Origin of the sequence: Rhizobium azibense (assembly GCF_004342325.1) — a bacterium.
Lineage (GTDB): Bacteria > Pseudomonadota > Alphaproteobacteria > Rhizobiales > Rhizobiaceae > Rhizobium > Rhizobium etli_B.
On the sequence record NZ_SMBJ01000003.1, the window covers coordinates 164,896 to 187,357 of the forward strand.

The following is a 22,462-nucleotide window of genomic DNA, read 5'->3' on the forward strand; positions in this document are numbered from 1 at the left end:
GATGACTGCAGCAGCACCTGCAACCGCCATCGCCCTGCCTGCCGCCGAGCCGTTGAAGGCCACGCGCGACACGCGGCCGTTGCGCCTTATCACCTGCGGCAGCGTCGATGACGGAAAATCCACGCTGATCGGCCGGTTGCTCTGGGACACCAAGGCGGTCAAGGAAGACCAGGCGGCGACGCTCCAGCGCGATTCCACCGGCAAGCAAAACGATCTCGGCCTGCCCGACTTTGCGCTGCTTCTGGACGGCCTGCAGGCGGAGCGCGAACAGGGCATCACCATCGATGTCGCCTATCGCTATTTCCAAACCGACAGGCGCGCCTTCATCGTCGCCGACACGCCCGGCCATGAACAGTACACCCGCAACATGGCAACCGGCGCCTCGACCGCCGATCTTGCCGTGCTGCTCGTCGATGCCCGCGCCGGCATCCTGGAGCAGACGCGCCGCCACGCGACGATCGCCTCGCTCCTCGGCATCAAGCAGTTCGTGCTTGCCGTCAACAAGATCGACCTGACGGGTTATGACCGCGCTGGATTTGAGAAGATCACGCACGAGTTCAAGGAATTTGCCCTGTCGCTCGGCATCAAGCAGATCACTGCGATCCCGATGTCGGCGCTGAAGGGTGAAAACGTCGTTTATTCCGGCCAGGCCTCCATGCCCTGGTACACGGGTCCGACGCTGGTCGAGACGCTGGAGCTTGCCACGGTGCGCTCGTCGCAGACCGTCGGCTTCCGTCTCTCGGTGCAGCGTGTTTCGCGTCCCGGCGAAAGCTTCCGCGGCTATCAGGGCACGGTTGCCGGCGGGTCGGTGAAGCCCGGCGACAGCGTCATGATCCTGCCATCGGGCATGGTTGCCAATGTTTCTAAGATCGTCACCTTCGACCTCGTGCGCAACGCAGCCGTCGCGGGCGACGCAATCACTCTCGTGCTCGACCGACAGGTGGACGTCGCGCGCGGCGACATGATCGTTTCGATCGACAGCCAGCCGCAGGTCGGCCTTGCCTTCGACGCCCAAATCGTGGCGCTGCAGCCGGAAGGCATCGAGGCCGGCAAGCGCTACTGGCTGAAGAGCGGCAGCCGTCGCCAGCGCGTCCAGGTGCAGCCCATCAGCCAGCTGGAACTGAAGACCGGCGCCTGGCATGTGGCCGAGCGGCTTTACATGAATGCCATCGGCAAAGTGCGCCTCGCCTTCGAGGAGGCGGCGATCTTCGATCCTTATGAGCAGAACCGCTCCTCCGGCTCCTTCATCCTCATCGACCCGGACACCAACAATACGGTCGCCGGCGGCATGGTGACCGGCAAGCGCTCGGAACTCGGCGGACTTCACGCCGGAGACGCGCGCGTCATCCTCTCGCTGCCCGCCGACCTCGCCGAGCAGATTATGGCGAGCGAAATCTTCGCAAACCGCCGCGACGAGGCGCATGTGCACCGGATGACCGCGGCAGAAGCGGCGGAACTCTGGAAGAACGCCGCAAGCGATATCTGAGATTGAAGATGGGGCCGGGAGGCCCCTTTTTCTTGCTGTGCCGAGGCGGGCTGGCGAAAACGAATAGCTACACGCAGTATGCGTCGCAAATACTGCCGGGCATCAGGAAAATCGGGAAAAATCGGCTGGTCGGAGTGGAGTGATTCGAACACTCGACCCCCACGTCCCGAACGTGGTGCGCTACCAGACTGCGCTACACTCCGTGACCAGCGGCGCCTCTATAGACCGGCCCATCTTATTGCGCAAGCATCAATTTTCAAAACTCGGCGCATTTTTGACAGAGGGGTGACGGGCCCGCCTCAGCCTGAAACTGCAACAAAAAGCCACACTCACGGCAAATTTCGCAATCGCGAAGACAGGGCAATTTTCTTTTGCGGGGTTCCGCGCTAAAGCGCTCCACGGGACAAGCGGAAACCGTTGGCTGACAGCGATTCCCGCCGTCGAATGCGCGACAAATTCAGGGACGACACTAGATGAAACTCCGCACCACTGCCGCGGTCGGGCTTGCCGCTGCGCTTGCCGGCTGCACGACCATTCCTTCTGCAGCCGATCCGATCTCCGCACGCTGGACAGGCCAGTCGGCCGGCAAGTTCTTCGCAGCCTACGGTCCGCCGATAGCCGATACCGAAAACGGCTCGGCGACCGTCTACACTTGGAAGGGCGGCTACAAAAGGATCCGCGTCCCGGCGAAATATGCCGAAGGCGAAAACGGCAAGCGCGGCAAGCAGATCGCTGCCGCCCGAACGCTCTATCTCCGCTGCCAGGCCGAAGTCACCGCCGATTCCAGCTACACCATTCGAAGCATCCGGACCGTCGGCGACATTCCGGGCGAAAACAGCAAATCCTATTGTGCGGAGTTTCTGGCACCGGAAACGGCTCAGTAGCTGAATTTCTGGGGCCGGCATCAGTCCGGGAAAGACAGCCTCAGGCCGCCGTGACACCGCTGACGAACCCGCCGATTTTTTCGGCGGGTTGTTTTGTGGATTGGGTTGTCTTTGACGCCGTGGTTCATCGGAGGTGAAGAAGGACGCGCCGGCTCATGCCATGGCCCGACATGGCGTGCCCAGGAGACTACCACACTTCACCATGATCCTATCGCAGCCTGGACGATTGAAGGACTAGAATCGGCGAATTCGTCCAGGTGGTCTACATACGCAGCGCCTGGACTCGGCCCTCGACTATCTCGCGCCAGACACTTACGAAGCCAATCGCTCGCGCAATTCACAGCCGGGAGAACTGTTACTGATTGCTGTCTCACCAAGGAGGTCTCCGAGGGATGTTTCGTCCCGAAGGTTTTAATGTCGGGCTATAGCGAGGAGGCAGGGCGGTACAACTCTGAAAACAACATAGGCCCCGCAAAGATGGCGGTGATTATCAACCTCGATCACATTGAAAAGCAGGTTAAGGAAGGCTGGCCGTCCAGTTCGCAAGCTGCTTAGAGCCATGAAAACCATCGAGGGGACCACCGTTCAGCAGTCCCCTCGGAAACTCGACAACTCTTCGAACATACGTTCTATCCGCTATACCAGCCGGATCACTAGCGTGACGATGGGAGCGCTTCCCAGTCGATCAGCGCACCTCTCATAGCAATCAGACGCCATCGGCGTCGTTCCGTCAAGGCGATCAGAACTTGGGCCTAAGGTCGAGGCCTGGATCGAAAGACGGATCAGGAACCAGCTTCTCCTTCAAATCCAATGCTCGCTCCTTGATGGTTTTTCCTGGTCGAGGAACACTCGGATATTCCTCGACACTGACTAAAGTCTCATCAACAGCACGCTTTACTCGCTGTTGGAGTTCAAAGATCGTTTTCTCAACATCCTCGAACGAATAGGTCTTCATCGACTCCAGCACCCGACGTTCCTCAAGCGGCTCTTCGGAAACTGCCCGCATTACAGATGGAAGCAGATTCATCTCTTGCCTTTCAACCGACCCAAGGCGATCCAGTTGCTTTTGGGCAGCGAGCATAAGCAGATGATTTCCTCGCAGGTAACGGTCGTCTAGCTCTGTCGCAAGTTTCTCGAACGCTACTCGGTGAGCCTGCCACTTTTCACCACCGCCGCCGCCACCTCGGCGGAATACCCGAATTTCAGCGAGATGCTGGTCGAGAACGGGAGCGATGATTTCTTCCACCGCTTGCACGAGGCGTTCAGGACCGGAAACCTGGGAAGCAGCTATGGCGACCGCGCCGCTGTCACCCCCACCCATCAACCCCGACCAGAGCGATGTCCCCAATCGCCGTAGCTGACCTGCGAAGCCAACTCCCTGTTTCACCTGATCCATGGATTCAACGCCCTGCCGCTCGCTGGAGGAAGCGCTCTTCTTAGACGATGCCCGCGCACCTCGTTGCGTACGGCTGACGCCACCAGAAGCTCCGCCGCCGGAGCCGTCGCCGCCATCGTTTTCATCATTGTCCGGAGCAAAATCGGCTGCCCTCGGCAAACGCAGACGGATACCGTCGCGGTCTCCCTCTTCGGGACGCATGAAAGCATTGGTTTTCTTAAGGACATCGAGCGACTGATCAAAGTTGGACCAATCGAAGCTGTGAACATATCGCTGACCGAATTCCAACGTTTTAATGAGCGTGTCCGGATTTCCATGATTGGACATCAGGCTCAGGCCTTCCAGGTAGTTCGAGCGATATTTGGTCGGGATAATAATTCGCGACTCGTTCGCTGCCGCAAGCTCAGCATTCATCATGATACGCGCGGATCGGCCATTTCCGTCTGAGAAGGGATGAACCTCCGCAACCATGAACATCATGAGCTCGATCAAATGGGACGTCGAGGCGGCTGTAGATTTCAAACCCCTTATCGAAGGTGCCGAGAACCTCGTCAGGTCTGACAAACGTGGTCCCGCCAGCGCGGTTCGACTTCGACTTGAACTGACCAGGCATCGTTTCTGGCCTGCCACCCATCATCAATGCATGCCTGTGCTTCAAGAGTTCGATAAATTCATCGACAGTCTTCGGCGTCTTTACCATTTCCTCAGGGCTGGAAACGATATCGAAGGTTCCACGTATATCGTGCGCATCCGCAGGTCGGTCATTGGGAATGCGACCCCCGAAGATGATGTCCTCCGCTTCGGCAACCTCGAATTTCAGTGCCTTCGATAAAGTTGGAGAAATATGCTTCGAAGAATGCCGCGTGAAGCAATCCTTGATCTTTCTCCTTCGTGAGACGAGGCGCGGCGGGTGCACGCTCACGTAAAACGTCATGGAGGGCATTAAAGAGATCAACACGCTTACTGTCATATGGCGTTCCAAGTTTATGCGACGTTGCCAGTGGTGACGCCAGCTCAACATCTTTCGTGCCGAGCAATGTTCCAACCATTCCGTCAAGCTCATTTGCGTTGGCTTCCAAACCTAAAGCTTTGCCGACTTCCTTGATCCGGTCCCGAAGGATACCCAAACCGTCCAGACAGTTTCCCTGTCGTTGCGTAGCCGTTGAACGAGAAACCCTTCCACCTCCTGACGTGAAACCGTTCGAGCCACGCCACTCCTCGCCCTGGAAGGCACCATATTCTCCACGAGCATTCGAGCCTGTGATGAGATATAGAGACCAGTCCGCATCGGCTGGTCATCTTCTGGCAAGGGTGTGCCTTTACGCACTTTCAACGTGACGCCTGGTAGTTCTATAGCCGACGGATTTGACAACTTTTGCCACTTAAGAGGACTGAATTGTCAAGATTTGCTGTTTAAGCTCAGAATCCGGCCGTCCCAAGAGCGTCTGATGTAATTTTCCCGACGCGGCATCAGCCCGCTCATCCAGATGGGCATCCTAGATAAGCCGTGAAAGCGTCTCGCGCGTGACGTTCGATGAAACCATATAGCGCTTGGCCTTTGCCTCGCCTGCTTCCGAAAGCTTGAAGGCGGTCCCGATACCGTTGTCGCGCTGCTTGCCATTGTCGGCGGCTGCCATTTGCATGATCGCCGTGAAGACGCGGTCTACATCGTCCAGATTGCCGTGATACACGCCGGTATCGCCCGGGAGAGCGGACCCTTCGAAACGGACGGCCCGAAGCTGTGGTTAACAGACCGGCACGCATGAAGAGGGGCATCTCAGTGGCCCTCTGGCCGGACAGACCGATTCGCGAATCGATAACATTGGAAGCGGTCTGTGAGGAACTCTCCAAAACAGGTAGAAACGCCTCCGGCATTAACCCTCACATTAATGAGCTGTTTACTGCAAAGAGCCTTCTTGGTTAGATCGTCATCAGCCACCAACGACGCGAGTCTTGCGCAAAAACGTCTGCCGAGCAGCCTTTAACGGCCATTTTGCTCAAAGCGAGTGGCGAAAGTTCAAACGTATGTGGCGAGCTGCACATACGTGGCTGGGGCGCCAGGATTCGAACCTGGGAATGCCGGTACCAAAAACCGGTGCCTTACCGCTTGGCGACGCCCCACCAGAGCTTGAAAGCGGAAGCCCGCTTTGCCGGAAGCGAGGCCTGATTAGCAAAGGTCCGGCTGCCTCACAATCACTAACTTGCGTTGCCGGCGTATTTCTGTGTGCTTTTTCCTGTGTCGTGCTACGTCTTGGTTCGCCCGATCAAAGTCTCAGGAGAGATCATGAGCAACTACCGTGCCCGCCCGCCTGCCCTTGCGACGCTTCTTCTCGATGATGCCGCCGTGCGCATCACGCGCTGGGACTTCGAGCCGGGTGCAGATACCGGCGTGCATACTCACGGACTCGGCTATGTCGTCGTGCCGATGACTGATTGCAAATTCCTGCTCGAGGACCGGGACGGCAGTCGGCGCGTCGACGTGGCCATGGGTGCTGCCTACCGGCGCGAGGCGGGAGCGGAGCACAATGTCGTCAATGCCGGAAGCGAGCCGATGTCCTTTATCGAGATAGAATACAAATAAACGATGCCCAGCCCGACATTCGACCTTGCCTTCGACCCTCACTATGGACGCGCGGTGAACGTTGCGCCGGGGGTCCAGCGCATCACGGCCAACAATCCGAGCCCTTTCACCTTCCACGGCACCAACAGCTACATCGTCGGTACCTCGGCCGTCGCAGTCATCGATCCGGGACCTGAGAACGAGGCGCATTTTGAGGCACTGATCAAGGCCTTGATGGGCCGGACTGTCACGCATATCGTCATCACCCATACGCATCGCGACCACTCACCGCTTGCCGAGAAGTTGCAGAAAGAGACAGGCGCCGTTACCGTCGGCGAAGGTAGTCACCGGGTAGCAAGGCCGCTTTACGATGGCGAGGTCAATCCCTTTGCCGAAAGCGCCGATACGCATTTCGTGCCGGATATCGCGCTTGGCGACGGCGAGACCATCAAGGGGTACGGATGGGCGCTGACGGCGGTGCTGACCCCGGGACACGCCGCAAACCACGCGGCTTTCGCGCTTGAAGGAACCGGCATCCTTTTTTCCGGCGACCATGTCATGGCCTGGTCGACCTCCATCGTAGCGCCGCCGGATGGCTCGATGGCCGACTACATGGCCTCGCTCGACAAGCTGATCGCGCGCCGCGATCACCTGCTTTTCCCCGGCCATGGCGGACCGGTGAAACGTCCCGCCTCCTTCGTGCGGGCGCTAAAGACGCACCGGCGCATGCGTGAGCGCGCCATCGTGGAGCGGATCAAGGCGGGCGACCAACTGATCCCCGACATGGTGAAGGTGATCTACCGCGACACAGACCCCAGGCTGCACGGTGCCGCCGCACTCTCCGTCTTCGCGCATATCGAGGATTTGGTGGAACGCGGGATCGTGCAGGCCAATGGACCACCTTCGCTCTTCGGGGCCTATCGACTGTCAGCTGGAGCGGGGCGATGAGACGCAATGACTATAGCTATCGTAGCGATGCTGCTGTTCCGGCCTTTCCAGATGACAAGCCGGTCATCATCTTCGACGGCGAATGCGTCTTCTGCTCCGGCTGGGTGAAATTCGCGCTGAGGCACGACAAGGCCGGGCGGTACCGCTTCCTTGCCGCGCAATCGCCGCTCGGCGCGGCACTCTACCGGCACTACGGCCTGGATGAGCGGGACTACGAGACGAATATCCTGATCGAAGACGGCCGTGCGCATTTCAAATCCGAGGGTTCGATCCGCATGATTGCGCGGCTCGGCTTTCCCTGGTCGCTCGTCAGTATCTTTTATATCCTGCCGCGCCCGCTTGCCGACCGGCTCTATGAGTTCGTCGCCAGGAACCGCCTGAAAATCGCCGGGCGCCGGACAACCTGCTACGTGCCTTCGCCCGAGGAGCGGAGCCGCTTCCTGGCATGAGCGATGCAGCACTTCGCATTCTCATCATAGGCGGCTATGGCACGTTCGGCGCCAGGCTGGCGCAGCTTCTTTGCGACGACGAGCGTTTCTGCCTTCTGATCGCAGGACGTTCGCTTGCCAAGGCGGTTGCTTTCGTGACCAGTCTGGGCGGCAGAGCCGGCAAGGAGCCAGTGGAGTTCGACCGCAACGGCGATGTTTACAAGCAGCTGTCTGCGCTCCGGCCCGCCGTGACCGTAGACGCTTCCGGACCGTTCCAGACGATGGGCGATAGCTTTCGCGTGCCGAGGGCCTGCATATCGCTCGGCATCGATTACGCCGATCTGGCAGACAGCCGCGAATTCGTCCACAAGATCGCAGCGCTTGATGCGGAAGCGCGGGCGGCGCGCGTATTCGTGCTGTCGGGGCTGAGCAGCTTTCGTGCTCTCTCCTTTGCCGCGCTCGACCGTCTGGCACAGGATTTTTCGCGGATCGACCACGTTTCATCGGGTATTGCGCCCTCGCCGCATGCCGACGTCGGTCCCAACGTCGTCCAGGCGATTGCGAGCTATGCAGGAAAGCCCGTGCCGATCCTGCGCAACGGCCGTTCAGCGACTGGCCATGGGCTGATCGACTGGCATCGAGTGACGGTCGCACCGCCCGGATGCATCCCGCTCAAAAGCAGATGTTTCAGACTGGTTGACGCGCCGGATCTCGATCTCTTGCCTCAACGGTTCGAAGGCCTTTGCTCTGTATTCACCGGTGCGGCAACAACTCCACAGATCCTGCAACGGCTGCTGGCCGCAACGGCGCAACTGGTGCGGCTCAAGCTTCTTTCCTCGCTGCTGACGATTGCCCCGTTGATGCATCGGGCAAGCAAGCTCCTCGCCACCGGCGAACACCGGGGCGGCATGTTCGTCCACGTCTCGGGAGCGGATCGGGGCGGCAAGCCGCTTGAAGCGAGCTGGCATCTGGTCGCGGAAGGCGATGACGGGCCGTTCATTCCTGTCGCCGGGCTGGAGGCCCTGATCCGAAAGCTTGCGAATGGCAATCGACCGGCCGATGGTGCGCGTTCGGCGGACGGCGAGTTTCCTCTCCAGGCGTTCGAAAGATGTTTCAAGCGTTTCGCCATCCAAAGCGGCACACGCCAGGTTGGGCCGGCAGATGTGGACCTGCCCCTCTATCGGCGCCTGCTCGGCTCGGCCTGGGAACGGCTACCCCGTGCGATTGCCGCGACGCATGACACAAGCGAAGGCGGACACAAGCTCTCGGGCCGTGCACGCGTGGAGCGTGGTACCGGTTTGCTTGCCTCGATCATCGCTGCCGCCGTGGGCTTTCCGAAAGCGCAGGATGATGTTGCGGTCAGCGTATGTTTCACCACCAAAGGCAGAACAGAGCTGTGGACACGCGATTTCGGCGGTGCTGGGTTTGGCAGCGTGCAACTGGAGGGAAATGGGCGCGATGCGCATCTGCTCGCTGAAGATTTCGGGCCTTTCCGGATTCTGATGGCTGTGGTGCCGGATGGCGCAAAGCTACGTTTCATCGTTCGCGGCTGGCGATTTTTCGGGATCCCCCTGCCTTTGGTGCTGGCGCCTCGCGGGGATACCTACGAGGAGGAGCGCGAAGGCCGGTTCCATTTCCATGTGGAGGTGGGCGGTCCTCTGACCGGGCTGATCGTGAGCTATGCCGGATGGCTGGAAAAAGACGGCGTTTGAGCTTTCTTCTTACCCCGCAATGCCCAGAAGTTCCATGTCGAGGGCTTCGAGATAATGGTCGGCGATTTCGGCGCTGAGGCCGAGGTCGTGCTGGCCGTAGCGGGAGGCGACGCGGAGGTCGACGAAAGTGGTTTCGGCTTCTTCCCGCAGCCGGATGACGACGTCGAAGTGCAGGCCGATGATGAGCGTGCGCGTTTCGCCCTGAAGCGTCACGCCGTTTGCGTCGCGAATGAGCTTTGCGACATCGTCCTCATAGGGCCTCGGCGTGGGAACGGGAACCTGATCGGGCGCTTCGGCGACGGCATCGCCATCCGGCTGCGGCCTTGCCGGCGCATCCTCGAGATCGCGGACCGGTTCGCCTTCGCCAGCACTTGCGGTGATCGTGATGCCATCCAGCTTCGCCACTTTCCTGACCGCTTCGAGGACGCGGTCGATCGCGCCTTCATAACGCCGACCGGTCAGTTCCGGATAGGCGAGGAGCTGCTGGTCGCGCGCCTGCGGCGACCCGTCGGGATTGCGTTTCATCCAGATCTGATCTGCATGTGGCGGCGAAAGCCAGTCTGGCGCTGAAACGACATCCGTCGACACGTCGTAGATGGCCGGCAGCGTGAAATAGCGCTCTGCGATGAATCCGCCGAAACCCAGGGGAAGGATCGCAAAGATCAGCGCTTTCAACGCATCGAGGCCGCCTTCGGCTCCGGACACCCAGAGGCTTCTAAGACCGATGGCCGCAAGCAAGGCGGCAAGCAGCGCAAAGCCGATGGAGACAAGCAAGAGCAGCACGAGATAGGGCGTGGCAAGCCCGCCGAAGCGATGCGCGACCAGCACCGCGACCCAGAGGACCAGTGCAAACGCCCCGAAGCGCCGCGCGAAGCGGGCCGAACTGGAAACGGGGCGGTCAAAGCGGATGGCCATCAAACTTACCGGTTATTCGCAGGCGCAAACCGCCTGCGAAGGCGCAAGAAGCACCCACACTTGTTTATGGCAAGATTCGCCTAAATTGAAACTGTTGTCTCCGCGCAAGGGCTGCAATCCACCAAAAGGCGACGGTGGCTTTAATAAGCAACATCTGATATGTGACATGTGACTTAGAAACACAGCTCCGGCGGATTGCCGCCAACGGGAAGGATCAGGAGAAAATCGATGCTTTCATCGGAAACAACAGAAAGACCACAGGTATCATCGCTTGGGGCAAGCGATCCATCCGAGTCCTTCCTGCCGATGGAGCTTCTCGAGCTCGAGCTTTCGCTCGAAGGCTATAACGGCGGCGAAGAGGGCTTTTGCGAGGCCGTGCGCGCAGCTGCCGCCAATGCAGACGGCGAATTCCTGTTCGATCTTCCGGCAGCCGGGCTGATCGAGGATTGCCGGCGCATCGCCGTTCTGCGCATCCCGTCGGCGAGCACCAAAATGCGCGTCGTGCTTGCCGTTCTCGATAGCAATGGCTCGGAAATCCGCGTGCAGGCGCCGGATGAGGAAACCGCACATCTCGTGCAGTTCGCCGATGCCTTCATCGAGGTGCTGGAACGAATCTGATCTCAGCCGCGTTTTCCGATGTTTGTTGACGTGAGCCGGCAAATCGCCTCTTGTCTGGCGACCGGTTCATGCATCGGAGAATGTGAATGCGTATTTCCGCTCTTTCCCTGTCCCTCGCCGCCATCGCGATCAGCCTGTCGGCCTGCCAGACTCTCACGCCGGAAGAACGGCGGGCTGCCGACGAGCGGCGATGCCTCGGCTACGGCTTCAGGCGCGGCACCGACGCTTTTGCCACCTGCCTGCAGCGCATCGATCTCGACAGGCGCGCTGACGCGCGCGCATTTCGCGCCCAGGCAGACGAAAACTTCGACGACTTCACCCGCCCGATCTACTATCCTCGCTATTACCGCCGCTGACCGTTACTGATGACGGCCTGAGCCGCCGCGAGCCGCGCAATCGGCACGCGGAACGGCGAACAGGAGACGTAATCGAGGCCGATCGTCTCACAGAAATGGATCGAGGCAGGATCGCCGCCGTGCTCGCCGCAAATGCCGAGCTTCATGTCATTGCGTGTGCGCCTGCCGCGTTCTGCAGCGATGCTGATCAGCTCGCCGACACCGTCGAAATCCAGGGAGATGAAAGGATCGTGCTCGATGATCCCCTTGCGCTGGTAAGTCGGGATAAAGGCGGAGGCATCGTCACGCGAAATGCCGAAGGTCGTCTGCGTCAGGTCATTGGTGCCGAAGGAGAAGAACTCGGCTGCCTCGGCGATCTTGTGTGCGCGCAGGGCTGCCCGCGGCAACTCGATCATGGTTCCGACGAGATAGTCGATCTTCATGCCAGCCTCGGCCATCACCTCCCCGGCAACCGCGTCGATCCGTTCCTTCACGTAATCCAACTCTGAACGCAGGCCGACGAGCGGCACCATGATTTCCGGGACGACGGCCGACCCCGTTTCCTGCGCGGCGGCAACGGCCGCCTCGAAAATGGCGCGCGCCTGCATTTCGACGATTTCGGGATAGGAAATGGCAAGCCGGCAGCCGCGGTGGCCGAGCATCGGGTTGAATTCGTGCAGCGCCTCCACACGCTGGCGGAGTGCGGCCGCCTCCATGCCCATGGCAGCGGCGACATCCACGATCTCTTCCTCAATCTTCGGCAGGAATTCGTGGAGCGGCGGATCGAGCAAGCGGATCGTCACCGGCAGGCCGTGCATGACGGTGAAGAGGCCCGTGAAATCCAACCGCTGCATTGGCAGCAGCTTGTCGAGCGCAGCACGTCTGCCCTTCTCGTCTTCGGCGAGGATCATCTCACGCATGACATGGATGCGCTCGCCTTCGAAGAACATATGTTCGGTGCGGCAAAGGCCGATGCCTTCCGCGCCGAAGGCACGCGCAGCGCGCGCGTCGGCGGGCGTATCGGCATTGGTGCGCACCGTCATGCGGCGGAGCCTGTCGGCCCAGCCCATGATGCGGCCGAAATCCCCGGAAAGCTCTGGCTGGATCATCGGAACCTCGCCCTTCAATACCTGCCCGGCCGAGCCGTCGATGGTGATGATGTCGCCCTTTTTCAGCGTCACGCCAACACCAATAAGGCGCTCGTTGCGGAGATCGATGCGCATCGTTCCCGCACCGACCACGCAGGGAACGCCCATGCCGCGGGCAACCACCGCTGCGTGGCTGGTCATACCGCCGCGCGTGGTGAGGATACCTTCTGCGGCATGCATGCCGTGGATGTCCTCCGGGCTCGTTTCGACGCGAAGCAGGATGACCTTGCGGCCCTCCTCTTCCGCCGCGACCGCCTCTTCCGCGGTGAAGACGATCGCACCGGTCGCAGCCCCCGGCGAAGCCGGCAATCCGGTACCGATCACCTGGCGGTCCACGCGAGGATCGATCGTCGGGTGCAGAAGCTGGTCGAGCGTTGACGGCTCGATGCGCAGCACCGCCTGCTCTTCGGTTATAAGCTTCTCATCCACCATATCGACGGCGATCTTCATCGCTGCCTTTGTCGAGCGCTTGCCGGAGCGCGTCTGCAGCATCCATAGCTTGCCGCGCTCGATCGTGAATTCGATGTCCTGCATGTCGCGGTAGTGCGCTTCGAGCTCGGCGCAGATACCGCTGAGTACCTCGAAAGCCTCCGGCATCAGCTTTTCCAGCGACGGGCGGTCGGAACCGGAGTTGATGCGGCCCTCCTCCGTAATGCTTTGGGGCGTGCGGATGCCGGCGACGACGTCTTCGCCTTGCGCATTCACAAGGAATTCGCCGTAGAGCGACCTTTCGCCGGTCGAGGGATTGCGCGTGAAGGCGACACCGGTTGCCGACGCATTGCCGAGATTGCCGAAGACCATGGCCTGGACGTTGACGGCCGTGCCCCAGCCTCCCGGAATGTTGTGGAGCTGGCGATAGGTGACGGCGCGCGCGCTCATCCAGCTTGCGAATACGGCACCGATGGCACCCCACAGTTGCTCTTCGGGATCCTGCGGGAATTCCTCGCCGAGTTCCTCCTCGATCAGCTCCTTATAAAGGGAAACGACATGCTGCCAATCGCCGGCTGTCAACTCGGTTTCGAGCTCATGGCCGAGACGCGCCTTCTGGTCTTCCAGGATCTCCTCAAAAATTTCGTGATCGAGGCCCATGACGACATCAGCATACATCTGGATGAAGCGGCGGTAGCTATCCCAGGCAAAACGGGCGTCGCCCGCATCATGTCCCAACGCCTGCACGGTTTCGTCGTTGAGGCCGAGATTGAGAACCGTGTCCATCATGCCCGGCATGGAAATGCGGGCGCCTGAGCGGACGGACAAGAGCAGCGGCCGATCCTTTGCGCCGAACTGCCGACCAGTCGCCCTCTCGATCGTCTCCAGTCCCCGGCGGACTTCATTTTTCAGGCCCGCATCGATCCGTCTGCCGAGCGTGTAATAAGCGCTGCAGGCATCGGCGACAATGGTAAAGCCTGGCGGCACCGGCAGGCCAAGGCTGCACATCTCGGCCAGATTGGCGCCCTTACCGCCGAGAACGTCATGGTCGCGCGCGCGACCTTCCGCCTGACCGCTGCCGAACGTATAGACCAGTTTGGTCATCTTCCCCCCGATCAAAATCAGGACCAGCTTATTCCCTTGGTCCTGAAATGAAAATCGACAAATACGGCGAAATGTTGCACCGCACAACGGATGCTCGCCGTTTCGAACCGATTGATTGGAATGGGGAAGAAAAAAGCTTTGCGGGACTGCAACAACCTTCCCGCAAAGCCTTGTTTCCGTCCAGCCAGGAAACTGGACGGGGGGTACACTAAACCGGATAAATCCGACTGCCCTTAGTCGGTATGCCACCCGGTCGATCCAACATGCGCATAGACCCGCATCTCAGGTCCGCCATTTAGAAACAACTTCTAATTCAATTCTAAAAAAAGAGCATCACCCAATTGGGTTAAGGGGTCCTTTCAGACGTGACCTTTTTTGGGTATTTATAAAAACGCTTGTTTTTCAGGCCGTTTCGCGAAGGCGTTCAGCGGTTTGCAAGTCGACGGAAACAAGCTGCGATACACCTTGCTCGGCCATCGTTACACCAAAGAGTCGATTCATGCGCGCCATGGTGATCGGATTGTGAGTAATGATCACGAATCGAGTCTCCGTCGAGGCAGCCATTTCGTCCATCAGATTGCAATAGCGCTCGACGTTGTGATCGTCCAGCGGCGCATCCACCTCGTCCAGCACGCAGATCGGCGCAGGATTTGTGAGGAAGACCGCAAAAATCAGGGCCATGGCCGTAAGCGCCTGCTCGCCGCCCGAAAGCAGTGTCATCGTCTGCGGCTTCTTGCCGGGCGGGCGGGCGAGGATTTCCAGGCCCGCCTCCAGAGGATCATCGGATTCGATCAGCTGAAGCTCCGCCGTGCCGCCACCGAAAAGATGGGTGAAGAGGCGCTGGAACTGACCGTTGACGACATCGAAGGCAGCGATCAGACGTTCGCGGCCCTCGCGGTTGAGGCTCTGGATCGCGCCGCGGAGCTTGCGAATGGCGTCGATGACGTCGTCACGCTCCTTGATCAGCGCCTCGAGCTTCTCGGTGAGCTCCTTCTGCTCCTCCTCGGCGCGAAGATTCACGGCACCGAGGCGCTCGCGCTCCATCTTCAGCCGCTCCAGCTCGCGCTCGACATCGCGCAAGTCGGGGACGGACTGCATGGCCTGCAGGCCTGTCAGGCGGTAGGCTTCATGCGGCGCAACATTGAGCATTTCCCGAATTCGGCTTTCGCTCTCCTGCCGCTTCTCGCGCGCAGAGACGAGGCGTTCTTCGGCGCGGGCGCGGCGCTCGCGGCTTTCGGCAAGCTCGGAAAGCGCGGTGGCGGCCTTATGATCGGCTTCGCGCTGCACGAGTTCGGCCGCAGCGAGAAGATCGGCGGCCCCACGGCGGGCGGCTTCTGCTCTTTGCAGTTCGTTCAGCAGCGCCTGGCGCTTGTCTTCGAACTCATCCGGCGCCATTTCGAGTTCGGCCGCTTCCTCGCGGGCCTCCTCCTCGCGATCGCGCAGGGTCGCGATGTGATCCTCGGCGCTTGCGGCGCGCTGGCGCCAGGTCTCGCGCTCCTGGCCGATCGCAATGATGCGGCGCTTTCGGGCTTCGTTCTCGCGGTTCAGGCTTTCGTGGCGGGCGCGCGCTTCGGCCGCAAGACCGCGATCAGTCGCGACTTCTGCCTGTTGAATGCGCAGCCTGCCGTCGAGTGTGGTGAGATCCGGCGCGTCCTCGAGCTCGATGCGCGCGGTCTCTTCCTGAACGGCGAGGTCTTCCTGCTGCGACTGGAGCTGGCTGACGGCTTCTGCAACCACGTCGCGACGGCGGATGAGATCGCCGGAGGCTCGTTCGGCGGCAGCCAGTGCGTCGCGCGCTTCAGCAAGGTGACGGACCGATAGGCGGTTCATGTCACGCGCTTCGCCAAGCCTGCGTTCCTCGCCGCGAATGGCTTCGCCCGCCATGGCAAGCCGTTCCTCCGATTGAGCCAAAACATCGCGTGCAAGCGACACTTCTCTTTCCAGCTCGCCGAGGCGGTTCTTCTGGGCGAGGCGCAAAGCGGCGCCACTCGGGGCATCGGCACCGGTCACATGGCCATCCCAGCGGAAGACGGCGCCATCTTTGGTCACCAGGCGCTGGCCGGGCTTCAAGTCGTTCATCAACCGCATCGCGTCGCCGTCGGCGACCAGGCCAATCTGCTTCAAGCGGCGCGTCAATGCAGCCGGCGCGCCGACATGGTTCAGCAAGGGCACGGCCCCGCTCGGCAGTGCGGGATCGGAAGTGCCATCACCATTTCCCGACCAGTGGGCGGGCGCCTTCGGATCAAGTGGCGATTCCAGATCGTCGCCGAGGGCAGCGCCCAAGGCCGTTTCGAAGCCGCGATCGACGCGGAGCTCATCGGCAACCGGCGAAAATTCCCCTGCCGCCGCACCTGCAGCAAGCATGCGCGAGATCGTCCGGCCCTCGGTTTCCAGCGCATTCAACTTCGAGCGCGCCTGATCGACCGGCGCGCGTGAAAGCGCTTCTTTCTCGCGCGCTGCGGAGAGCGCTTGTTCGACCGCCTGGATGACCGCTTCGGCTTCGGCGACAGCCGTCTCCGCAGTTTCGACAACGGCCCGCTTCTCATCGGGATCGGGCAGCGCAGCAATCTTTTCAGCCACACTGGAGAACTCGCGGTTGGCTTCGTTCATCTGCCGTTCGAGGCGCGTCTTGCGGTCTGCAAGATCGCGGATCGCCCGTTCCAGCTGATGGCGTCCAGCGGCAGCTTCGGCGCGCTCGGCGGTCAGCGCTGCGAAAACGCGCTCGCTGTCGGCAAGCTTTGCCGCAGCCCCTTCGAACGCCTCGCGCAATTCGTCGGCATGGCGGCCAGAATCTGCCAATATCTCCGCAATATCCGTCTCCTCGGCATCGAGCCGCGAAAGGATCGCAGCATTGTCCGACACCAGCCGCTGCTCGCGCTGAATGTCCTCGGCGAGTTGCGCCAGGCGACGCGTCAGTTCGTCGCGACGGCGCAGGATGCGGTTCGCATCGTCCTCGAGCTGGGATTTTGCGATCTGCAGCCGCTGGAGGGCAGCGGCGGCACGCGCCTCGCTCTCGCGAAGCTCCGGAAGCTTCAGGCTGGCCACCCCTTGAGCCTTTGCGGCTTCCATCTGGATCTGGGCCTTTTCGGCAACGACGACGGTCGCCTGATTGAGGGCGCTGTCTGCATCGGCTTCCGCCTCCTTCGCCTGTACCCAGCGGATATGCAGCAGTGTGGCTTCGCGCGCGCGGATTTCGGCAGACAACGTCTTGAAGCGGTTTGCCTGACGCGCCTGGCGCTTCAGGCTCTCGATCTGGCCTTCAAGCTGCGAGGTCACGTCATCAAGACGTTCGAGGTTGCCTTCAGCGGCGCGCAGCCGCAGTTCGGCCTCATGGCGGCGCGAATGCAGGCCAGAAATGCCGGCGGCCTCTTCCAGCAACTGGCGGCGGGCCTGGGGCTTTGCCGAAATCAGCTCGCCGATGCGCCCCTGCCCGACCATCGAAGGCGAGCGGGCGCCCGTAGACGCATCGGCGAAGAGAAGCTGCACGTCCTTGGCACGGCTTTCCTTGCCATTGATTCGATAGATCGAACCCTGTTCGCGCTCGATGCGACGGGTCACCTGAATCTCGTCGCTATCGTTGAAGGCGGCAGGCGCCGTACGCTCGCTGTTGTCGAGATAGAGCCCGACTTCGGCCGTGTTGCGCGCCGGGCGGTTTCCCGAACCGGAGAAGATCACGTCGTCCATGCCGGAGGCGCGCATGTTCTTGTACGAGTTCTCGCCCATCACCCAGCGCAGCGCCTCGACAAGATTGGACTTGCCGCAGCCGTTCGGCCCGACAACGCCGGTCAGACCCCGCTCGATGATGAATTCGGTCGGCTCGACGAAGGATTTGAAGCCGATGAGGCGGAGCTTGTTGAACTTCATGCGGCGCCCTCACGGCGCGCAGAACAAAAAACGGGCGCACGGCTTTCGCCGTCGCCCGTCATCTTGAAACGGTACGGATCAAAGCAGGCTGTCGATGAGGGCCGACATGGTGTCAACCGGCATGTCTCCAGAATAACGCTTCCCGTTGATGAGGAAAGTCGGCGTGGCATCGATGCCGAACTCCTTGGAGCCCCTTTCCCGCGTGGCGTTCACTTCATCCAGAAGCTTCTGGTTCGTCAAGCACTTCGTAAAACTATCCTCACTAAATCCGGCGAGTTTGGCCATCTGGAGAAGTGCAGCACGGCGATCTTCAGCGGCCGCCCAGGTTTCCTGCTGCTTGAAAAGCATGGAAACCATCGGGAAATACTGTTCCGGCGCGCTCAATTCTTCCGGCTTGGAGGCGTTGCAGCGAGCTAGCATGAAGGCTGCTGCTGCCGCCGGATCAAACGGGAATTCGCGGATGATGAAACGCGCCTTGCCGGTGTCCACGTACTTCTTCTTGATCTCGTCGAAGGTCGTGTTGTGGAAGTTGGCGCAATGCGGGCAGGTCATCGACATATATTCGACGATGGTCACGGGCGCATCTTGCTTGCCGAGCGCCATTTCTGGCAGCGGGCCGGGCTTCAGCACCTCCGTCATGTCGACATCGCCAGCCGGCTGCGGAAGTTCGGCTGCTGCATTTGCCGTGCCGGTGATCGCAAGCGTCGCGGTCGCGGCGGCCATGCCGCTCAGAAGCTGGCGTTTCGTCAGTTGCATTTCAGAGATCAGCATGGGTTCCCCTAATCGAGAGTGGCGGCTCAATGTGCGATATAACGGCACGCGGCCGCGAACAAGGCACGCTTCGGCAACTTACTTCAAAGAATTGTGACCTTGGTGGGACGAAAGCTTGCGTTGTGCGTCGCATCTGCAATCAGCTTGGACAAAAAGCGGCAGGCGTATTTCTGCAGGTATCGAACAGCCTCAGTCTTTGAACGCTGCTTTTGTAAAGTCCATGGCGAGGGACCCGTTTGTCGGACACAAGATGTTACGACGACGGTTTTTCAAAGTCCGCTATCTGCGCCCCTTCCCCAGCACCGCAGTTCCCAGCCGCTTCACCGCCTGGCGCAGCTTGTCGTCCTCGATGCCTTCCATCATGTCTTCAAGCTTGCGGGCAGCCTCGCCCTTCAGTGGCGGCGGAGTGCGGGAGCGCTTTGCAGCTTGCGAAACGGGCTTCTGGACGATGCGGATCTGGTGGACGGCAGCAAAGCCGAAGAAGCTGTTGATGCGCTGGATGAGCTCGCCCTGCGCGTGCGTCAAAAACAGAGCGCGGGCGCCTTCGCAGGCGATCGTCAGGACACCGGGCTTATAGGTGCCGCCTTCGTTGCTGCGCGCCCAGGCGATCTTTTCCGGACGTGTGCAGTCGGCGAAATCCGCGCCGGCAATTTCATCCCAGCAACCGAGCAGCGCGGTGTTGATGCCCGCCCGTTTTGCAAGCACCGGGTCGATCAGGCCGTTCGCCAGTTCGGATATCTGCTTTTCAGCTTTACGTGGATAACTCATCGAAACCTTCCGATGCCGCCGCCATTCGGCGCTGCCGCCTTGATCGCGCAGCATTGCTCCGGCAAGTATAGGTCACTTCCCCGTGCCGCGGCAAATGATGACATCAACGACACTCGACGCCCCTTGCGCAACGCACCTTCTCGACTGGTACGACCGGCATCACCGCGACCTGCCCTGGCGCGTGTGCCCGGCGATGGCAGCGCGCGGCGTAAGGGCCGATCCCTATCGCGTCTGGCTTTCGGAAGTCATGCTGCAGCAGACGACCGTGCGGGCCGTGAAGCCCTATTTCGCCAATTTTCTGGCGCGCTGGCCAACGGTTCGCGACCTCGCCGAGGCGCCGAACGACGATGTCATGGCAGCCTGGGCGGGGCTCGGCTACTACGCCCGCGCCCGCAATCTCAAGAAATGCGCTGAAGCGGTCGCCACGCAATATGACGGCATCTTTCCAGATACGGAGGACGGTCTGAAATCGCTGCCGGGCATCGGCGACTATACGGCTGCGGCGGTCGCGGCCATTGCCTTCAATCGGCAGGCTGCCGTCATGGACGGCAATGTCGAGCGTGTGATCTCCCGGCTGTATGCGATCGCGACACCGCTTCCGGCCGGCAAGCCGCTGATGAAGCAGAAGGTGGCGCACCTGACGCCGGCCGACAGACCCGGAGATTTCGCGCAGGCGATGATGGATCTCGGCGCGACGATCTGTACGCCGAAACGGCCGGCCTGTACGCTCTGTCCGTTCAGGGGATCGTGCGAGGCGCTTCGCCTGCATGATCCCGAGCAGTTTCCGGTGAAGGCGGTAAAGAAGCAAAAGCCGGTCCGGCGCGGTGCCGCTTTCGTCGCCGTGACCGCTGACGGCGAAATCCTCCTGGGGCGGCGGATCGCAAGCGGACTGCTCGGCGGCATGACGGAGGTGCCGACGACCGCTTGGACATCGCGCGCGGATGGGGAAACTTCCGCGGATGCAGCGCCCTTTCCGGCACAATGGGAACCATGCGGCAGCGTCATCCATGTCTTCACACATTTCGAACTCCGGCTTTCGATCTACCGCGCCGCGATCCCATCGCGAATTCCGACTGATGACAAATGGTGGGAGCCGGTTACAAATCTTGAAGCGCAGGCGCTGCCGACCATCATGAAAAAAGCGATCGCCACGGCTATTCCGCTTGTGTTTGCAATGCCCAAGGAATGACCCATGACTGCATCAATCCGCCATATCGTTTTTGATATTGGCAAAGTTCTTATCCACTATGATCCGAATATTCCCTACAGCCGCCTCATTCCAGACGCGGCCGAACGCAAGTGGTTTTTCGACAATGTCTGCACGCATGACTGGAACATCGAGCAGGACCGCGGACGCACCTGGCCGGATGCTGAAGCGCTGCTGATTGAAACCCATCCAACGCGTGAAGAGCATATCCGCGCCTTCCGCAAGTACTGGCACGAAATGGTGCCCCATGCCTACGAGGACAGTGTCGCAATCATGGAAGCGCTGATTGCGGAGGGCCGCGATGTGACAATGCTGACGAATTTCGCATCCGATACGTTCCGCGAGGCGCAGAAGCGCTTTGCCTTCCTGAGGAAACCGCGCGGCGTTACCGTTTCTGGCGATGTCGGACTCATCAAGCCGGATATCGCGATCTATGAAACGCATATGAGGAGCTTCAACCTGGAACCGGCGGCGACGATCTTCATCGACGACGCGCCTGCCAATGTCGAGGGCGCAAGGGCGGCAGGGTGGAACGCGGTGCTATTCACCGGTGCCGACAAGCTGCGCAGCGATCTTGCCGACTATGGCGTAAGAACAAGGTGACGAACTGGCGCTGAAAAGAAAAGGCGCCCGGGGTGTTGATCCCGGGCGCCGTAGGCCTTCTTCCGCGACTGGAGGTACTAAAACCGGAAGAAGGTAGTCTCGATCAGGTCAGGCCGCTGCTCATTCCGCCTTCGCCAGATCACTGCGGATCACAGACCGCAAATCGTCGATGGGGCGTAGCGACTGTCCGTCGTCGAAGTGCCAAAATGTCCACCCGTTGCATGCATCAAGCCCCTGCACTTTCGCGCCGAGACGATGAATCGAACCAGCCTCTCCGCCCGAGGCAACCGTGCCGTCGGCGCGGACGATCGCGCTGTAGCGGCGGCGGTTATCGGTCAGCACCTGGCCGGGTTTGATGAGGCCGCTTTCCAACAGCGCATTGAAGGCGACGCGGACCTCCTGCTTCTTGCCGGTCATCACGGTCAGCTCTGCCTTGCCGAGCGGCTCGACGGCGGCAATGCGGGCAGAGGCCGCATCGATATAGTCCTGTTCGCGCTCGATGCCGACGAAGTGGCGGCCGAGGCGCTTGGCGACAGCGCCAGTGGTGCCGGAGCCGAAGAACGGGTCGAGTATGACGTCGCCGGGTTTCGAAGACGCCATGATGACGCGGGCAAGCAGCGCCTCCGGCTTCTGGGTCGGATGAACTTTCTTGCCATCGTCGCCCTTCAGCCGTTCCCCACCGCTGCAGATCGGGAACAACCAGTCGGAGCGCATCTGCACGTCGTCGTTGGCAGCCTTCATCGCGTCGTAGTTGAAGGTATAGCCCTTGGCCTTCGCGTCCGGACTCGCCCAGATCATCGTCTCATGCGCATTCTGGAAGCGCCGGCCCTTGAAATTCGGCATCGGATTGGTCTTGCGCCAGATGATGTCGTTGAGAATCCAGAAGTTCAGATCCTGCAGGGTCGCGCCGACGCGGAAGATGTTGTGATAGGAGCCGATGACCCAGATCGTGCCGGTCGGCTTCAGCACGCGGCGGCAGGCAAGCAGCCAAGCGCGGGTAAAGGCATCATAGGCGTCGAATGATGCGAACTGATCCCACGCGTCATCGACGGCGTCGACAAGAGACTGATCCGGACGGTGAAGCGTGCCGCCCAGCTGGAGATTGTAGGGCGGGTCGGCGAATACGACATCGACGGAATTGGTCGGCAAAGCTTCGAGGGCTGCAACACAATCACCCTTGATGATCGTGTCGATCCAAGAACCCGGGGTCGCAGAGGTCTTGAGATCGGCAAGCGGAAAAACTGACGCCATATGGATACTCGCTTATACACGTTACGCTTTTACTC

Annotated in this window: 19 protein-coding genes and 2 tRNA genes; 10 read left to right on the forward strand and 11 right to left on the reverse strand. The window is 60.7% G+C overall.

Going from position 1 to position 22,462, the window contains the following annotated elements:
• The first annotated feature begins 1 nt into the window (after nucleotide 1).
• Nucleotides 2-1,486 carry a sulfate adenylyltransferase subunit CysN gene (gene cysN / locus EV130_RS08375; RefSeq protein WP_074060505.1) on the forward strand — a complete coding sequence of 495 codons (1,485 nt, stop codon included), beginning with the start codon at nucleotides 2-4 and terminating at the stop codon, nucleotides 1,484-1,486.
• Between the two features lie 126 nt (nucleotides 1,487-1,612).
• On the opposite strand, the gene EV130_RS08380 is transcribed toward cysN, so the two are convergent.
• Nucleotides 1,613-1,689 (reverse strand) — tRNA-Pro (locus EV130_RS08380).
• A 270-nt stretch (nucleotides 1,690-1,959) separates the two neighbouring features.
• Here EV130_RS08380 and EV130_RS08385 point away from each other — a divergent pair.
• Nucleotides 1,960-2,370, forward strand: coding sequence for a hypothetical protein (locus EV130_RS08385; protein ID WP_074060504.1), 411 nt, complete (start codon nucleotides 1,960-1,962; stop codon nucleotides 2,368-2,370).
• 739 nt (nucleotides 2,371-3,109) lie between these two features.
• Here the strand turns inward: EV130_RS08385 and EV130_RS08390 are convergent.
• The 4 genes from EV130_RS08390 to EV130_RS08405 all read right to left on the reverse strand — a co-directional run bounded on the left by EV130_RS08390 (nucleotide 3,110) and on the right by EV130_RS08405 (nucleotide 5,887).
• On the reverse strand, nucleotides 3,110-4,246 hold the full coding sequence (locus tag EV130_RS08390) for a Fic family protein (RefSeq protein ID WP_132659977.1): 1,137 nt from the start codon (nucleotides 4,244-4,246) through the stop codon (nucleotides 3,110-3,112).
• Entirely contained in the window at nucleotides 4,170-4,829 is a 660-nt protein-coding gene (locus tag EV130_RS08395; RefSeq protein ID WP_132659979.1) for a hypothetical protein, read from the reverse strand. The genes EV130_RS08390 and EV130_RS08395 overlap by 77 nt, the downstream gene beginning before the upstream one ends.
• Before the next feature lie 433 nt (nucleotides 4,830-5,262).
• Nucleotides 5,263-5,457 (reverse strand): hypothetical protein, encoded by a 195-nt coding sequence (locus EV130_RS08400; protein WP_132552787.1) that lies wholly within the window; start codon nucleotides 5,455-5,457, stop codon nucleotides 5,263-5,265.
• A 355-nt stretch (nucleotides 5,458-5,812) separates the two neighbouring features.
• Nucleotides 5,813-5,887 (reverse strand) — tRNA-Gln (locus EV130_RS08405).
• A 163-nt stretch (nucleotides 5,888-6,050) separates the two neighbouring features.
• Here EV130_RS08405 and EV130_RS08410 point away from each other — a divergent pair.
• From EV130_RS08410 to EV130_RS08425, 4 genes are read left to right on the forward strand one after another with little or no spacing between them, the layout of a single operon-like run.
• The gene (locus EV130_RS08410) at nucleotides 6,051-6,347 is read left to right on the forward strand and encodes a cupin domain-containing protein (RefSeq protein ID WP_132552788.1); all 297 of its coding nucleotides are present in this window, start codon (nucleotides 6,051-6,053) and stop codon (nucleotides 6,345-6,347) included.
• Between the two features lie 3 nt (nucleotides 6,348-6,350).
• Nucleotides 6,351-7,274: an MBL fold metallo-hydrolase gene (locus EV130_RS08415; RefSeq protein WP_132659981.1), complete on the forward strand. Its 924-nt coding sequence runs from the start codon at nucleotides 6,351-6,353 to the stop codon at nucleotides 7,272-7,274.
• Complete coding sequence (locus EV130_RS08420) at nucleotides 7,271-7,723, forward strand: thiol-disulfide oxidoreductase DCC family protein (RefSeq protein WP_132552790.1); 453 nt, start codon at nucleotides 7,271-7,273, stop codon at nucleotides 7,721-7,723. The genes EV130_RS08415 and EV130_RS08420 overlap by 4 nt, the downstream gene beginning before the upstream one ends.
• The gene (locus EV130_RS08425; RefSeq protein ID WP_132659983.1) at nucleotides 7,720-9,414 is read left to right on the forward strand and encodes a saccharopine dehydrogenase family protein; all 1,695 of its coding nucleotides are present in this window, start codon (nucleotides 7,720-7,722) and stop codon (nucleotides 9,412-9,414) included. Before EV130_RS08420 ends, EV130_RS08425 begins: the two co-directional genes overlap by 4 nt.
• Before the next feature lie 9 nt (nucleotides 9,415-9,423).
• Here EV130_RS08425 and EV130_RS08430 read toward each other — a convergent pair whose 3' ends face one another.
• Complete coding sequence (locus EV130_RS08430) at nucleotides 9,424-10,329, reverse strand: DUF1499 domain-containing protein (protein WP_074060496.1); 906 nt, start codon at nucleotides 10,327-10,329, stop codon at nucleotides 9,424-9,426.
• A gap of 228 nt (nucleotides 10,330-10,557) precedes the next feature.
• Here EV130_RS08430 and EV130_RS08435 point away from each other — a divergent pair, with 228 nt between their 5' ends.
• On the forward strand, nucleotides 10,558-10,947 hold the full coding sequence (locus EV130_RS08435; RefSeq protein ID WP_132552792.1) for a hypothetical protein: 390 nt from the start codon (nucleotides 10,558-10,560) through the stop codon (nucleotides 10,945-10,947).
• A gap of 86 nt (nucleotides 10,948-11,033) precedes the next feature.
• Nucleotides 11,034-11,303 carry a hypothetical protein gene (locus EV130_RS08440; protein WP_074060494.1) on the forward strand — a complete coding sequence of 90 codons (270 nt, stop codon included), beginning with the start codon at nucleotides 11,034-11,036 and terminating at the stop codon, nucleotides 11,301-11,303.
• On the opposite strand, the gene ppdK is transcribed toward EV130_RS08440, so the two are convergent.
• The 4 genes from ppdK to EV130_RS08460 form a co-directional block, all read right to left on the reverse strand.
• Complete coding sequence (gene ppdK / locus EV130_RS08445) at nucleotides 11,291-13,963, reverse strand: pyruvate, phosphate dikinase (protein ID WP_132659985.1); 2,673 nt, start codon at nucleotides 13,961-13,963, stop codon at nucleotides 11,291-11,293. The genes EV130_RS08440 and ppdK overlap by 13 nt on opposite strands.
• A 402-nt stretch (nucleotides 13,964-14,365) precedes the next feature.
• On the reverse strand, nucleotides 14,366-17,827 hold the full coding sequence (locus EV130_RS08450) for a chromosome segregation SMC family protein (RefSeq protein ID WP_132659987.1): 3,462 nt from the start codon (nucleotides 17,825-17,827) through the stop codon (nucleotides 14,366-14,368).
• Between the two features lie 78 nt (nucleotides 17,828-17,905).
• The gene (locus tag EV130_RS08455) at nucleotides 17,906-18,598 is read right to left on the reverse strand and encodes a DsbA family protein (protein ID WP_074060491.1); all 693 of its coding nucleotides are present in this window, start codon (nucleotides 18,596-18,598) and stop codon (nucleotides 17,906-17,908) included.
• Nucleotides 18,599-18,877: 279 nt separating this feature from the next.
• Nucleotides 18,878-19,366 carry a DUF721 domain-containing protein gene (locus EV130_RS08460; RefSeq protein WP_132552795.1) on the reverse strand — a complete coding sequence of 163 codons (489 nt, stop codon included), beginning with the start codon at nucleotides 19,364-19,366 and terminating at the stop codon, nucleotides 18,878-18,880.
• 97 nt (nucleotides 19,367-19,463) lie between these two features.
• Between EV130_RS08460 and mutY the strand changes: the two genes are divergently transcribed.
• Both mutY and EV130_RS08470 read left to right on the forward strand, forming a co-directional pair.
• Nucleotides 19,464-20,555 carry an A/G-specific adenine glycosylase gene (gene mutY, locus EV130_RS08465; protein WP_132659989.1) on the forward strand — a complete coding sequence of 364 codons (1,092 nt, stop codon included), beginning with the start codon at nucleotides 19,464-19,466 and terminating at the stop codon, nucleotides 20,553-20,555.
• 3 nt (nucleotides 20,556-20,558) lie between these two features.
• On the forward strand, nucleotides 20,559-21,176 hold the full coding sequence (locus EV130_RS08470; RefSeq protein WP_074060490.1) for an HAD family hydrolase: 618 nt from the start codon (nucleotides 20,559-20,561) through the stop codon (nucleotides 21,174-21,176).
• Between the two features lie 120 nt (nucleotides 21,177-21,296).
• On the opposite strand, the gene EV130_RS08475 is transcribed toward EV130_RS08470, so the two are convergent.
• A complete protein-coding gene (locus tag EV130_RS08475) occupies nucleotides 21,297-22,427 on the reverse strand; it encodes a site-specific DNA-methyltransferase (RefSeq protein WP_074060489.1) in 1,131 nt (376 codons plus the stop codon).
• Nucleotides 22,428-22,462 lie beyond the last annotated feature (35 nt).

Excerpts from the sequence above, each read along its gene's own strand:
- EV130_RS08440 (WP_074060494.1), top strand. The coding sequence starts at position 11,034 with ATGCGTATTTCCGCTCTTTCCCTGTCCCTCGCCGCCATCGCGATCAGC.
- EV130_RS08415 (WP_132659981.1), top strand. The coding sequence starts at position 6,351 with ATGCCCAGCCCGACATTCGACCTTGCCTTCGACCCTCACTATGGACGC.
- mutY (WP_132659989.1), top strand. The coding sequence starts at position 19,464 with ATGACATCAACGACACTCGACGCCCCTTGCGCAACGCACCTTCTCGAC.
- ppdK (WP_132659985.1), bottom strand. The coding sequence starts at position 13,963 with ATGACCAAACTGGTCTATACGTTCGGCAGCGGTCAGGCGGAAGGTCGC.
- EV130_RS08385 (WP_074060504.1), top strand. The coding sequence starts at position 1,960 with ATGAAACTCCGCACCACTGCCGCGGTCGGGCTTGCCGCTGCGCTTGCC.
- EV130_RS08430 (WP_074060496.1), bottom strand. The coding sequence starts at position 10,329 with ATGGCCATCCGCTTTGACCGCCCCGTTTCCAGTTCGGCCCGCTTCGCG.
- EV130_RS08455 (WP_074060491.1), bottom strand. The coding sequence starts at position 18,598 with ATGCTGATCTCTGAAATGCAACTGACGAAACGCCAGCTTCTGAGCGGC.
- EV130_RS08435 (WP_132552792.1), top strand. The coding sequence starts at position 10,558 with ATGCTTTCATCGGAAACAACAGAAAGACCACAGGTATCATCGCTTGGG.
- cysN (WP_074060505.1), top strand. The coding sequence starts at position 2 with ATGACTGCAGCAGCACCTGCAACCGCCATCGCCCTGCCTGCCGCCGAG.
- EV130_RS08470 (WP_074060490.1), top strand. The coding sequence starts at position 20,559 with ATGACTGCATCAATCCGCCATATCGTTTTTGATATTGGCAAAGTTCTT.
- EV130_RS08390 (WP_132659977.1), bottom strand. The coding sequence starts at position 4,246 with ATGATGTTCATGGTTGCGGAGGTTCATCCCTTCTCAGACGGAAATGGC.
- EV130_RS08425 (WP_132659983.1), top strand. The coding sequence starts at position 7,720 with ATGAGCGATGCAGCACTTCGCATTCTCATCATAGGCGGCTATGGCACG.
- EV130_RS08395 (WP_132659979.1), bottom strand. The coding sequence starts at position 4,829 with ATGAGCTTGACGGAATGGTTGGAACATTGCTCGGCACGAAAGATGTTG.
- EV130_RS08460 (WP_132552795.1), bottom strand. The coding sequence starts at position 19,366 with ATGAGTTATCCACGTAAAGCTGAAAAGCAGATATCCGAACTGGCGAAC.
- EV130_RS08410 (WP_132552788.1), top strand. The coding sequence starts at position 6,051 with ATGAGCAACTACCGTGCCCGCCCGCCTGCCCTTGCGACGCTTCTTCTC.
- EV130_RS08450 (WP_132659987.1), bottom strand. The coding sequence starts at position 17,827 with ATGAAGTTCAACAAGCTCCGCCTCATCGGCTTCAAATCCTTCGTCGAG.
- EV130_RS08475 (WP_074060489.1), bottom strand. The coding sequence starts at position 22,427 with ATGGCGTCAGTTTTTCCGCTTGCCGATCTCAAGACCTCTGCGACCCCG.
- EV130_RS08420 (WP_132552790.1), top strand. The coding sequence starts at position 7,271 with ATGAGACGCAATGACTATAGCTATCGTAGCGATGCTGCTGTTCCGGCC.